This is a genomic window from Leyella stercorea DSM 18206, assembly GCF_000235885.1.
Classification (GTDB): Bacteria; Bacteroidota; Bacteroidia; order Bacteroidales; family Bacteroidaceae; genus Prevotella; species Prevotella stercorea.
Map to the genome: position 1 here is coordinate 20,534 of NZ_JH379378.1, position 13,108 is coordinate 33,641.

The window sequence follows — 13,108 nt, forward strand, 5'->3', positions numbered from 1 at the left end:
TGATATAATCGCAATCATATCTCTTCCAACAATGGCGAGAGATAGAACTTGGGGAAGTATTTCACCTCCTTGCCTTCCGTAAGGTTTGCGAGAATGTTGGCACAATAGCCGGCGGCAATATATGCCCCGATGCCCAGTTGTGGGAAAGATGCCTCAGAATAATGCCTGATGGTTTCATCCACCCAAGGCACAGGTATCTGCCAGAACATACCGTACTGCGAGATATACTTGCCCAGTGAGCAACGGAAATCATCCGAACCTTTTTTCACTACTTCGCTGAATGGATAGCCTTTCGGTTTCTCTACAGCGAGAAAGGCAGCCTTGCCAAGATTGACGGCATGGATAACCGTAATGCCCCGTTCCTTGCATTTCTCATCGAAAGCGAAAGAGGCTTCGTTGTCATGCAAGGTTGCATTCACCGCATACCGAATGCCCGACAAGGGGCATGCATCCACATCTTCCATCGTCAGCGTATCCTTTTCTATGCGATAGATTTGAAATCTATCTTCCTGCCGAGAGCTTTCATGGAAGTCATGGCGCAAGGCACAGGAAGCTATCAAGCTTCCCATGTCTGCGCCACTGATCAACAGTTTTATTTGGTTGTTCATTTAAAGAGAGATTTATTGTCGTTACACCATTATTGGATGCCGTAGATAGACATATTACATTCTGTTCTTCTGGCTTTTTCCTGCACCCGTACCCTTATATTTGCTTCTTGTAGTGTTGAACTTATACCGTACAGTAAGCGACACTTTGCTGGTTGACTGTATATCACTAATCAGCTCCTTCATTTTGCCATAATGCGCACTCATGTGGATGTCGTCTGTTCCAAACAAATCATAGACAAAGAGCTGGAACGACAAACGATCCTTCAAGAAAGCCTTATATACAGATACATTTGTACAAAATCTGGGCTTATACGAATATATATTTCTTCCATATCCTTTTGTGGTATACGACATCATCCACGTTAACATTGCCAACTTGGTGTTGAAGGTGTTATTAAAGCGGAATACTGCCATAGGTTTGTTGGATATTTTGCCATCATGTGCATCCATATCAAGCCACTGTTTTACCAAAGATGCCGTAAATGAAGGATACCAAATGCCAAACGAAGGGCGTAAGTTGATGGAAGCATCTACATGATTATATGCCTTTCCATTCACAGGCTTAAGCAGTCCTATTGCAGGATTGTCTTTGTAAGTTTCCACATTCGACATCATCGTATGCGAAGTATGGCTGTAGGTCATGTCGAAAGTCAACCACTTGTAAGCCAACTCGTAGTTGAGATTTTTGCTTATCTCAGACACTAAGAATGGATTTCCCGTTTCATACGTGTAGCGGTTGTCATACTGTATGCCGCTGCGCAAGTAATGATAGGAAGGGCGGTCGATATCGGTAGCATAGCTCAACTGCATCTGTACCTTGCCTACAGGCATCGACAAGCTGATGGATGGGAACCAATTGCCATACGACTTGCTTTGCCCAGGCACATACTTGCCATATTCATAGTAGTTGAAGTCGATGTACTCGTATCTCAGTCCTGCCTCCATGCTCACGTTTCCGAAATCTCTTGAATATGCCAGGAATGAAGATGCCATGCTTTCTGTAATACGGCTGTCATCATCCGACACGAAGTTGGTTGGCACAACCTGATACTTGGATGTGCGATGCGTGTTGGAATATTCACCGCCCAAAGACAATTCGCCACCCAACAACGGGTAGGAAAGCACCAATTTGGAAGCCAACAAACGATATTTCTTGTCAGTAAGGCTATGAACCGTCTGGCTTTGCGCGTCCATCCCAACCTCCTGATATTGCTCTTTGGTAACAACGTCCTCGTTATTCTTCGACCAAAGCCAGTCGGCATTGAAGTCGATGCCGAGCTTGCCAATCTTTCCTACATAGTAAACATTGCTTGAAAGGGTGCTCTTCTGCTCGAAGAAATTAGCATGGCTGTCAGAAGTTTCCGTCTGCTCGTCGTCTTGCCATATAGAAGTAGTCATATTGGCATCGCAGGTCTGTTTCGGATTTCTCAGAAAGCCAAAGTTGGCACCGATGGAATTGTTGGCATCCAACTGGTAGCTGGCATCCAGGCGGAAGTTCATCGCTTCTACCATACCTACTTGTCTGTTTTTACTCTTCTGGTTCCAGGTCTTGTCAAGATAAGTATTCTGCTGTAAGTCTTGATTGTTTGGCTGGTACTGCTTTGCTCCAAAGGCGTATGCGCCCAAATCCAAGCCATTCTTGCGATAGTTCATATTCAATTGAGCAAATCCACCGAAGTTTTTCTTCTCATCATATTCACCTGTGGTTGAGGCATCAAAACCGAAGCCATCGCCCAGTATCTTCTTCGTTGTGATACGGATGACCGCCCTGGTGCTGGCTGCATAACGGGCACCAGGGTTAGTGATGACTTCCACCGACTTGATATTATCGGACTGCAAACGGTCCAGCTCGCTCTTGTCTCTCATCTGTCGTCCATTGATATAGATAACAGGCTCACCGCGTCCGAATACCTTGATGCTGCCATTCTGGGCAGACACTTTAGGTATGCGGTCGAGCAGGTGCTCCATTGTTCCTGCCTTCTCAAGTACTGATCCGGCAACGATTGTTGTCATTCCGCCATGCTTCAGGATAGTCTTAGGCAGGGATGACTTCACAACTACTTCACCAAGCGTCTCACTGTCATCTTCCATCTTGATAATGCCCACATTCTCGCCCTCGCAATCCTTGCAGACGGTCTTATAGCCTATGGATGTCACCTTGATGATTCCGCTGTTGCAGGAAGAGTCGATGACAAAGCTGCCATCCTCTCCACTCACAGCGCCCTTGACGAAAGCCGAGTCTGTTCTATTCAATAATACTACATTGGCAAACGCCAAAGGCTCGCCCTTAGTATTCATCACCTTACCTGTGATATTCTGCGCCATCATCTGCGTCATAGTCGAGAGGCACAACGCTGTAGTAAAAATTACCTTTTCCTTCATATTGCTACTTTTTGCTTGCTTCATTTATTTTTCTGCTGCAAAAGTATAATCTGAATGAAAAAAGCCTTTGACACAAAAGTGTATTTCAGAGATGGGTGGCTAAAAAACTACACTTTTGTGTATGTGAAAACAAAAATCCATGCATAAGCCCATTTGAAAAAGTCATTTTACGAAAACGTCCTATTGATTGTTATAAGTTACAAAGACCAAATATAATCTGGACTTTTTCAAATGGGCTCAATATATTATAAGCTCTGGAATCCACCTATTTCTATTCTATATTCTATAAAAGTTTATGTTGAATAATAAGTGCTTGGCAAACAAGAACCAAGCTATATAATAATAGCGAAACCTTGACCCGAAAAAAAGGTCAAGGTTTTGCTATTTGTTTTTTTAAATTGTAATGTACTAACTCTCCATTATTATACCAGCATCCCCCAAAGAGGGATGTTCGCACAACTTAACTAATTGTACCAAATGGAGGTGTTATCACGTGGGTAACGCTCATCTTCGTTATAAACGTTGTCAAGTTCAAACGACTCAAAATCATAAGATTTCTTCAACAACTTGTTCATAAAACCTCCTATTCTGGCTGATGCCTCTAAACAGCCTTTAATAATCTAATCAGAGGGACGAGAGGCTGCACCCTCCGTACTAATACATTGCGAAGATAACACTTTTTGTTGAATAATGCAATATTTTTTGAACTTTTTGTTACTTTTTCAAAATAATTTAAATCAAATCGTAATACATAATACAACTTATTGGTTATTTCAATACTTTTTTGTAACTTTGGATAAACTTTTTTAAGAAAACAAATTCATTCATCATCTAAAAAACAAACACAACAAATCGCATGATTACAACTATCGCAATCCTTGCCGTAGCAGCAGTATTCTTCGCCATGGGAAAAGTACGCTCTGATCTCGTTGCGCTATGCGCACTCGTCGCACTACTCCTCACCGGAATACTAACACCTCAAGAAGCATTATCCGGTTTCGCCAATCCCGTAGTCATTATGATGGTCGGACTCTTCGTCGTAGGAGGAGCCATCGTGCAGACCGGACTGGCTAAGAAAGCAAGTGGCAAACTGATGACTCTGGCTGACGGCAACGAGTTGCGACTCTTTCTCCTACTGATGATTGTAACGGCTCTCATCGGAGCATTCGTGAGCAACACGGGCACAGTGGCACTGATGATGCCCATCGTGGTGAGTTTGGCACAAAAAGGCGGCATCAAAGCAAGCCGACTGCTTATGCCTCTCGCCTTTGCAAGCAGCATGGGCGGTATGCTCACGCTTATCGGTACACCGCCTAACCTTGTGATACAAGAGGCACTGACCGAAGCAGGCTATGAGCCACTAAAGTTCTTCAGTTTTCTGCCCGTAGGCATCGCCTGTATAATCGTAGGCATCGTAGTACTGCTGCCACTGAGCAAGCGCTTCCTCTCGGAGGGCGAGAAGAAAGAGAGCGACAAAAAGAGCAGAAGAAAAACACTGAGCAGACTGATGGAAGAATATCAGTTGGCTGAGAACCTTTCTGTCTTCACCGTTGCGAACGACTCATTGGCTGCCGGAAAGACACTCGCCGAACTGAATATCCACCACCGCTATGGACTTACCGTGCTCGAGGTAAGACGCATAAAGAAGTCGCACACGCGCATCATGAAAGATGTAGAACAAAAACTGGCTGGTCCAGACACACTGCTCACTGCTGGCGACATTATATATCTCAGCGGTAACAAGGAGACAGCAACACGTCTCGCTACCGATTTGAAGCTGACCGCTGCTTCATCACAGAACCTCACCATCTACGACATCGGCATCGCGGAGGTGGTGCTGATGCACTCGGCGCGTCTATGCGGAAAGTCGATAAAAGACTCGGGCGTAAGACGTATGTACAACGTGAATGTGTTAGGCGTACAGCGCGGTGGCGACTACATCACGGAGAACCTTGCAGACCTGAAACTGCGCGAGGGTGACACTCTCCTCATACAGGGTCGCTGGAAGAATATTGCACGCATAGCTAACGAGGCGGATGGTATCGTGGTGATTGGTCAGCCTCTGGAGGAGGCAGCTCACGTAACGCTCGACTACAAAGCTCCGCTTGCAGCGGCTATCATGCTGCTGATGATAGCGATGATGGTGTTCGACTTCATACCCGTAGCACCCGTAACGGCGGTAATGATAGCCGGACTGCTTATGGTCATCACCGGATGTTTGCGTAGCGTAGAAGCAGCCTACAAAACAATCAACTGGGAGAGTATAGTGCTGATTGCGGCAATGCTACCCATGTCGGTAGCGTTGGAGAAGACCGGAGCATCGAGCATGGTGGCACGCCTGCTTGCAGACAACCTCGGCGAGGCGAGTCCGTACGCTCTGCTTGCCGGTGTTTACTTCACCACATCATGTCTCACAATGTTCATCAGCAACACCGCTACAGCGGTGCTCATGTCGCCCATAGCACTCACTTCGGCAGTGGCAATAGGCGTGAGTCCCTACCCCATGCTCTTTGCCGTTACGCTCGGCGCAAGCATGTGCTTCGCATCGCCATTCTCCACACCGCCTAACGCCCTCGTGATGCAGGCTGGCGGATATAGTTTCATCGATTACATAAAGGTGGGATTGCCGTTACAGATAATAATGGGACTGGTGATGATTGGTGTGCTGCCACTCATTTTCCCGTTCTAAGGTAGGGGGTGCGTGGTACGGGCAAGATGCCCGTACCTCCTACTTTTTACTTTTAAACGCGCTGCGAACAATCGGAATTGCTATTAGAAACGTAACGACATCGCACACAGCCTGGCACATGGCGATACCCATCAGTCCAAACAAATGCGGAAGGATGAGTATGAACGGAATGAAGAGCAGACCCTTGCGCGCCGATGCAAGCACATTGGCGCGGAACGGGCGGCGAGTGGTCTGCAGCATCATGTTACCAGTCATGATGAAGGCGTTGAGTGGATAAGCAGCCAACTGCCAGCGCAGCGTAGTAACACCGACGGCTATCACGATGGGGTCATCGCGGAAGAGGCGTACAGTCGCCTCGGCGAAGTAGAACACAACGCCCGACACTATGACAAGAAAGACCGTGCCTGTCACTACCGTGAACCAAAAGCCTTGGTGCATACGCTTATAGAGTTGCGCTCCGTAGCAATAGCCACAGAACGGTTGGAAGCCCTGACCAAGCCCCACAATGACACACATAACGAACATCGTGACACGACTGACTATGGACATAGCCGCAATTGCAGCGTCGCCATAGTCGGCTGCCGCGAGGTTCAAGAGCACAACTGCTATGCTTGCCAACCCTTGGCGCGACAACGACGGCGAACCACCATACACTATCTCCTTCACCAAATGGAGTCGCAGCGAGAAACGATGCAACTGCAGACGCACCGCAGAAGCTGAGCTACGACTACACATTATATATAATATAAGGAAGCTTACAATCTGTCCGACAACTGTAGCAAGTGCCGCACCACGCAGTCCGAGCGAACAAACGAAGATAAGCACGGGGTCGAGCACCACGTTCAGCAGCGCACCGACAATGATGCCCCACATGGCGTGGCGTGCATTGCCCTGCATACGCAACTGACTGTTGAGTGCGAAGGCGGCTATCTGAAAAGGAGCACCAAGCAGGATGATAGCCATGTATTGTTCGGTGTAAGGAAGAATGGTGGGAGTGCTGCCAAGCCACAGCGACAGAGGGCGCAGCAAGAGGAGTCCGCCGACGCAGACCACTATGCCTACAAGCAAAGCATAGACGAGACCGGTGGCAGCCATGACGGAAGCATTGTCGCGCCGTCTGGCACCCAACTCGCGCGACATATAACTGCCGCTGCCCTGTCCGAAGAATGCTCCAAGTGCCTGAATGAGGCACATTAATGAAAAGACGACACCTACTGCCGCCGTAGATTGTGTGTCAATCTGTCCGACGAAGTAGGTGTCGACGATGTTGTAAAGGCAGGTTACAAGCATGGAGATTATCGTAGGCACCGCCATCGTCAGTATAACACGATAGACAGGAGCTTGGGTGAGGAAGCGGTAAAGCCCCTCCCCCGACTTTCGCCCCCATAGCGATGTGGTTCCTATTTCCTTTTCCTTGCTTTCCAACACTTTTACATTATTAAATATGCAGATTAAAGTCTGCACAGAATCTAATCTTTCAACGAATAAACAATTGTGGTCACAACGCGAACCTTCTTGATATAAGGTGTGCTCTGATCGCGGTCTTCAATGGAGAACTGTCCTTGGTCGGCTGAGACAATCTTGTTGAGTTGGCTCTTTGAGTTCTTCGCAAACTGCGCAGCCGTCTTCTCCGCATTGGCGATAGCCTCCTCCATCATTTTCGGTTTCATCTCCTTGAACGATACGTACTCGTACTTCACTTGGTTTTCGTAACCTCCATCGACGATGGCTACGCCCTCTTTCAGCAGTTCGCCCTGGCGAGCGATGATGGAGCGTACAAGCTTCACGTTGCGTGATGTGACAGTGATGACCGATGTGATATTGTAGCGGTATGTGCGCTGATTGTTGCTGTACTGGTCGGCATTGAGGTCGATGACGCTCGGCGCATTTACGCTTATCTCCTCAGGCTTCACACCATTGGCAGTAAGGAAGTGCTTTATCTTCGACTGCGTATCACCCAGTCGCTTATAGAGCTCTGGCAAATCGTTGCCAAGTTCTTTCGACACAATAGGCCATGTCACCTTGTCGGCATCCACCTCTTTTTCTGCCAATCCCTTTACGGACACTTTGCGGTCTTTGTTGGCGAAATTGTCAATACCACCCTTGATATTAAAACCAAGGGTAACGATGCTAAGCGCAATGAGTGCTGCGCACCAGATAGATTTGTAACTGTTCATATTCAGGGGTTATTTGGTTATACAAGATACTATTTCAAAACACAGAAGACTCATATATTAAGTTTCTACCACTCGCATCGGTCGACGCAGACATCCGCATCGGTCGACGCAGACGTCTGCATCGGTCGGTGCGGATTGTCTTTACTTTGCTGCGCACTCCAAAAGTGTCTGCACGATACGCTCTGCCGAGCGGCCATCCCAACGCTCAGGTATGCCACAATGTTTCCATTTGCCGTCCACCATGCGTGCCATCTCCTCACCAAGCAGCACGGGGTCTTCGCCTACAAGCACATTAGAACCAACCTTTACGGTCTCAATGTGCTCGGTGTAGCTATTGAGCGTGATGCAAGGCACGGTGTTGAACGTAGCCTCTTCAGCCACATTGCCGGAGTCGGTTACTACGCCAAGCGCATTGGATGTGAGGTAGCCGAAGTGGAGGTAGTCGAGCGGCTCAACGATGTGCAGGTTCTCGAAGAGCAGCGGGTTCTCGTTGACGATGCGCTGCACGGCATCAGCAGCCAACTGGCGCAGCGGAGCAACAACGGGGATGTCGCCCGTGTGCGACATCATGCTCACAAGTAGCGCACGCAGTTCGTCATCGTTGCCGATGATAGCCTTGCGGTTGAGTGTGAACACTATGTATCTCTTCTCGGTCAGACCAAGACTGTCCATCACTGCAGGACGAGCGAAACGCTGATGGTTGAAGCGCAGCGTGTCCATGAGGATATTGCCAACCATATATATCTTTGACGACTCGGCACCCTCGCGTGTTGCAGCACTGTTGCCGCCGATGCCTGCCGTGAAGAGCAAGTCGGAAAGTCCGTCGATAACGAGACGATTTATCTCCTTCGGCATAGAGATGTCGAAAGAGCGTGTGCCTGCCACAAGATGCGCCAGACGAATGCCCTGCTTCTTCGCAACGATGGCAGCAGCCATTGTAGACGCGAGGTCGTCAACAACAATCACCACATCCGTCTTATGCTCCTGAAGGTAGCACTCAAAGGCAGACATCACCTGACCTGTCAGTTCGTTGAGGTTCTTACACTCCACGCCTAAGCATACGTCAGGACGACCAATCTGAAGGTCGTCGAAGAGCGACGGTTCGAGTGTAGGGTCGTCCTCACGACCAGCATACACGAGACTGTGACTTACGCTTTTGCCCTCAGCCTTAGCTTTGACAACGGCGCGAACGATTGGGGCTATCTTTATGAAGTTGGGACGTGCGCCAACAAAGATACAAATGTTCATGTTCATTTATGTTTTCTTAAATTCTTTTACTTATCTCCAGTTTCCTTAAACAATTCCTTTATTCCACCAAGGCTGCCCAACATGTTCGTAGCCTCAAACGGCAGGAATACAGTCTTTGTCTTGTCGCCCTGGGCAAGTTCCTCCATCATCTGGATGTACTTCTGAGCGAGCAGATAGTTGGCAGGGTTGGTACTCTTGCCCACAGCCTCCGTAATCTTCTCTATAGCGATTGCTTCAGCCTCTGCCTTGCGGATGCGGGCCTGCGCCTCGCCTTCTGCACGCAAGATTTCCTGTTGCTTAGCAGCCTCAGCACGATTGACGATAGAAGCCTTCTCGCCCTCCGACTGCAGGATCTGCGACTGCTTCTCGCCTTCTGATGTAAGGATTGCCGCACGCTTGTTGCGCTCTGCCTGCATCTGCTTCTCCATTGCCTGAAGCACGCTTGACGGCGGAATGATATCCTGCAACTCTACGCGGTTCACCTTGATACCCCACTTGTCGGTAGCATCATCGAGAACGGCGCGAAGCTTAGTATTGATGGTATCGCGAGAGGTAAGGGTCTGGTCGAGCTCCAACTCGCCGATGATGTTACGCAGCGTTGTCTGTGTGAGCTTCTCAATAGCGTTCGGAAGGTTGTCAATTTCGTAGACAGCCTTGAACGGATCAACTATCTGAAAATAAAGCAGCGCATTAATCTGCATCTGGATGTTGTCCTTCGTGATTACGTTCTGCTTATCAAAGTCGTACACCTGCTCACGAAGGTCGATAGTGGTTGAATAGCCATAGCGTCCACGCACACTGACAACGATGGTCTTTGCACGGTCAATGAAAGGTATGATAATGTTTACGCCCGGACTAAGCGTTGCATAATACTTACCAAGACGTTCGATGATTTTTGTCTCGCTTTGAGGGATGATGACGACTGCCATCTTTACAAAGACAACAGCAAGCACTACAAGTGCAATAAGAAAGATTGTCATAAACTCCATAGTGTTTGATTTTTAGTTGTTAATATTTAGTCGTTTATATTTAGTTGTTTATTGCTAACATTTAAATACTCAGCTTACGCTTTTTCAACTTTCACAATGATGCTCTCTCTACCAATGATGCGCACCTTCGTACCCACCGGCAGATCCTCCGTCTCGTCAGACTCCGCCTTCCAATCGTCGCCATCGAGCTTCATACGGCCGTAATCGCCAGCCTTAATGGTCTCCGTCACCTTGCCCACTCTACCGATGATGGCATCGGCATTGCTCTTGCGCTGACCGCCCTTGGCATCAAGCATATGTACAAGATGTGGCCGGATGCAATATATAGACAACACGGAGAATACGGCAAATATTACCACCTGTGCCCAAAACGGCAGAGCGAACAAGGAGGCGACAAGCGCACACACCGCACCAATACCAAAACAGGTGATATAGAAATCGCCTGATGACAATTCCAAGACAAGACACACCATTGCAAGTACTGCCCAAAGAGTCCAAAGATTTTGTGCAAGATAATCAATCATAAGCTTTTGTTTTTTATTTTTGGTAAAATTACACAAAAACGGCGAAACACTAAAGAGATTTCTGCGTTTTTTATTGCATATAGTGAAAAAAGCACCCACCTTTATTATATTATTTGTACCTTTGCACGTATAACATACAAACATAATGAAAGCATATACATATATAAAGAAAGGTGAGTTTGCCTTAGTTGACAAACAAAAGCCTGCAATTATCGAACCTACAGATGCCATCGTACACGTCACATTAGGAAGCATCTGCTCAAGCGACTTGCACATCAAGCACGGAAGCGTACCAAGAGCAGTGCCTGGCATCACCGTAGGCCACGAGATGGTGGGCGTCGTAGAGCAACTCGGAACCGACGTGAAAGGCTTCAAAGTTGGCGATCGCGTGACGGTAAACGTCGAAACATTCTGCGGCGAGTGCTTCTACTGTAAGCACGGATACGTGAACAACTGCACTTCGCCGCACGGAGGATGGGCTTTAGGTTGTCGCATTGACGGCGGACAAACCGAGTATGTACGTGTACCATTGGCAGAGCAAGGACTGAACCGCATACCCGACAGCGTTACAGACGAGCAGGCCCTGTTCGTGGGCGACGTGCTTGCTACTGGTTATTGGGCTGCACGCATCAGCGAGATAACCGAAGAGGATACTGTGCTCATCATCGGAGCAGGTCCTACGGGCATCTGCACACTGCTCAGTGTAATGCTCAAACAACCGAAGCGCATCATCGTCTGCGAACAGTCGGAAGAACGTCGCAACTTCATTAGAGCGCACTACCCGGATGTTCTGATTACAACACCAAAGGAGTGCGACAACTTCGTAAAAGCCAACAGCGACCACGGCGGTGCCGACAGAGTGTTGGAGGTAGCCGGAGGCAAGGACACGTTCCAGCTGGCTTGGCAGTGTGCACGTCCCAATGCTATCGTAACAATCGTAGCCCTATACGACGAGGCACAGACTTTGCCCCTGCCAAACATGTACGGCAAGAACCTCACGTTCAAGACTGGCGGTGTAGACGGCTGCGACTGTGAGGAGGTGCTGCAACTCATCGAACAAGGAAAGATTGACACCACACCACTCATAACACACCGCTTCCCGCTCAGCAGAATAGAAGAGGCTTATCAGCTGTTCGAAAACAGGGAGGATGGTGTTATCAAAGTGGCTATCTACAACGAATAACGCCACTGACTCCATTGCAACAAAAAGCAGACTTTATTTTGCAATGCGCTTAATTTGCACTAACTTTGCACTTACATCACACATATTACGAAATAAATATAACAAACAAAATAATGGAAAATAAGACAAACAAGCTCATCGCAGCACAGTATCAGCTCTTCACAATCAGCGACAACGGAGAGCGCAAACTCGTAGAGGAAACCACAAGGGAACAGCCTTTCGTATTCATCACTGGCTTCGATGCAGCTCTCGATGCTCTTGAAGAGCATCTTGAAAACTTGAAACTTGGTGAGAAATTCGATTTTGAACTCGAGAAGGAGAAGGCATTCGGCGAGTATGAGCCCTCACGCGTCATCGAACTCAACAAGGAGATGTTCATTGTCGACGGACAATTCGACAGCAAGAATATATTCAAAGGAGCACAAATTCCTCTGAAGAACGAGGACGGCAACTTCTTCATCGGCACAGTTCTCGAAATTGGTGATGCTGCTGTTAAGGTAGACCTCAACCACCCACTCGCAGGCAAGAAACTTAACTTCAAGGGCTATATCATCGAAAACCGCGAGGCAACAAAGGATGAGATTAAAACTATGCTCAGCCACATGAACGGTGGCGGTTGCGGAGGCGACTGCGGTGGTTGCGATGGTGGATGCGGACACCATGAGGGTGGATGCGGACATCATGACCACGAAGACGGATGCTGCGGACATCACGAGCATAAGGGAGGTTGCTGCGGACACCACCACTAAAACGTTCCTGCAGATTAATGCAGATTGAAGAACAAACTAAAAAGCAAATATGCACAATACATTCGGAACACTATTCACTCTCACCACATTCGGTGAGAGTCATGGCGAAGCTATCGGTGGCGTGGTCGACGGAATGCCGGCAGGCATTCTGATCGACATGGAGTTCATACAAAATGAGCTCCGCCGTCGTCGCCCTGGTCAAAGCCATATAACGACACAACGCAACGAGCAAGACCAAGTGGAACTGCTCAGTGGGGTGTTCGAAGGGAAGTCAACGGGCTGCCCCATAGGATTTATTGTGCGCAACACAAACCAACATTCTGCCGACTACGACGACTTGCGTAGTATCTTCCGGCCATCACACGCCGACTTCACGTACACCTGCAAATACGGCATACGCGACTATCGTGGTGGCGGACGTTCGTCGGCACGCATCACCATAAGTCGTTGTGTGGGAGGAGCACTCGCCAAACTCGCATTACGACAAATGGGCGTAAGCATCACTGCCTACACATCACAGGTCGGTAATATCATCCTCGACCGCGACTACACTAAGTAC

The 13,108-nt window shown here is 48.2% G+C and carries 11 protein-coding genes; 4 read left to right on the plus strand and 7 right to left on the minus strand.

Going from position 1 to position 13,108, the window contains the following annotated elements:
* Window positions 1–14: 14 nt before the first annotated feature.
* Entirely contained in the window at window positions 15–608 is a 594-nt protein-coding gene (locus HMPREF0673_RS02720) for a hypothetical protein (RefSeq protein ID WP_007897594.1), read from the minus strand.
* A 54-nt stretch (window positions 609–662) separates the two neighbouring features.
* Window positions 663–2,990: a TonB-dependent receptor domain-containing protein gene (locus HMPREF0673_RS02725; RefSeq protein ID WP_040596257.1), complete on the minus strand. Its 2,328-nt coding sequence runs from the start codon at window positions 2,988–2,990 to the stop codon at window positions 663–665.
* 856 nt (window positions 2,991–3,846) lie between these two features.
* Here HMPREF0673_RS02725 and HMPREF0673_RS02730 point away from each other — a divergent pair.
* Window positions 3,847–5,679, plus strand: a complete 1,833-nt coding sequence (locus HMPREF0673_RS02730) for an SLC13 family permease (protein ID WP_007897596.1) — start codon at window positions 3,847–3,849, stop codon at window positions 5,677–5,679.
* Window positions 5,680–5,718: 39 nt separating this feature from the next.
* Here the strand turns inward: HMPREF0673_RS02730 and HMPREF0673_RS02735 are convergent, their stop codons facing one another.
* The 5 genes from HMPREF0673_RS02735 to HMPREF0673_RS02755 all read right to left on the minus strand — a co-directional run bounded on the left by HMPREF0673_RS02735 (window position 5,719) and on the right by HMPREF0673_RS02755 (window position 10,617).
* Entirely contained in the window at window positions 5,719–7,083 is a 1,365-nt protein-coding gene (locus HMPREF0673_RS02735) for an MATE family efflux transporter (protein ID WP_050804937.1), read from the minus strand.
* A gap of 65 nt (window positions 7,084–7,148) precedes the next feature.
* The gene (locus tag HMPREF0673_RS02740) at window positions 7,149–7,856 is read right to left on the minus strand and encodes an SIMPL domain-containing protein (protein ID WP_007897601.1); all 708 of its coding nucleotides are present in this window, start codon (window positions 7,854–7,856) and stop codon (window positions 7,149–7,151) included.
* Window positions 7,857–7,997: 141 nt separating this feature from the next.
* A complete protein-coding gene (locus HMPREF0673_RS02745; RefSeq protein WP_040596261.1) occupies window positions 7,998–9,104 on the minus strand; it encodes a UDP-N-acetyl glucosamine 2-epimerase in 1,107 nt (368 codons plus the stop codon).
* A gap of 26 nt (window positions 9,105–9,130) precedes the next feature.
* Window positions 9,131–10,093, minus strand: coding sequence for an SPFH domain-containing protein (locus HMPREF0673_RS02750; protein WP_007897608.1), 963 nt, complete (start codon window positions 10,091–10,093; stop codon window positions 9,131–9,133).
* A gap of 74 nt (window positions 10,094–10,167) precedes the next feature.
* Window positions 10,168–10,617, minus strand: a complete 450-nt coding sequence (locus HMPREF0673_RS02755) for an NfeD family protein (protein ID WP_022430955.1) — start codon at window positions 10,615–10,617, stop codon at window positions 10,168–10,170.
* 145 nt (window positions 10,618–10,762) lie between these two features.
* On the opposite strand from HMPREF0673_RS02755, the gene HMPREF0673_RS02760 reads away from it, so the two are divergent.
* The 3 genes from HMPREF0673_RS02760 to aroC all read left to right on the plus strand — a co-directional run.
* Window positions 10,763–11,800, plus strand: a complete 1,038-nt coding sequence (locus HMPREF0673_RS02760; RefSeq protein ID WP_007897610.1) for an alcohol dehydrogenase — start codon at window positions 10,763–10,765, stop codon at window positions 11,798–11,800.
* A 113-nt stretch (window positions 11,801–11,913) separates the two neighbouring features.
* Window positions 11,914–12,549: an FKBP-type peptidyl-prolyl cis-trans isomerase gene (locus tag HMPREF0673_RS02765; protein WP_007897611.1), complete on the plus strand. Its 636-nt coding sequence runs from the start codon at window positions 11,914–11,916 to the stop codon at window positions 12,547–12,549.
* 49 nt (window positions 12,550–12,598) lie between these two features.
* Window positions 12,599–13,108 (plus strand): chorismate synthase (gene aroC, locus HMPREF0673_RS02770; protein ID WP_007897612.1); only part of this gene is annotated, 510 nt, incomplete at its 3' end.

Coding starts and splice junctions, on each gene's coding strand:
- HMPREF0673_RS02720 (WP_007897594.1), bottom strand. CDS start 608: ATGAACAACCAAATAAAACTGTTGATCAGTGGCGCAGACATGGGAAGC.
- HMPREF0673_RS02725 (WP_040596257.1), bottom strand. CDS start 2,990: ATGAAGGAAAAGGTAATTTTTACTACAGCGTTGTGCCTCTCGACTATG.
- HMPREF0673_RS02730 (WP_007897596.1), top strand. CDS start 3,847: ATGATTACAACTATCGCAATCCTTGCCGTAGCAGCAGTATTCTTCGCC.
- HMPREF0673_RS02740 (WP_007897601.1), bottom strand. CDS start 7,856: ATGAACAGTTACAAATCTATCTGGTGCGCAGCACTCATTGCGCTTAGC.
- HMPREF0673_RS02745 (WP_040596261.1), bottom strand. CDS start 9,104: ATGAACATTTGTATCTTTGTTGGCGCACGTCCCAACTTCATAAAGATA.
- HMPREF0673_RS02750 (WP_007897608.1), bottom strand. CDS start 10,093: ATGGAGTTTATGACAATCTTTCTTATTGCACTTGTAGTGCTTGCTGTT.
- HMPREF0673_RS02755 (WP_022430955.1), bottom strand. CDS start 10,617: ATGATTGATTATCTTGCACAAAATCTTTGGACTCTTTGGGCAGTACTT.
- HMPREF0673_RS02760 (WP_007897610.1), top strand. CDS start 10,763: ATGAAAGCATATACATATATAAAGAAAGGTGAGTTTGCCTTAGTTGAC.
- HMPREF0673_RS02765 (WP_007897611.1), top strand. CDS start 11,914: ATGGAAAATAAGACAAACAAGCTCATCGCAGCACAGTATCAGCTCTTC.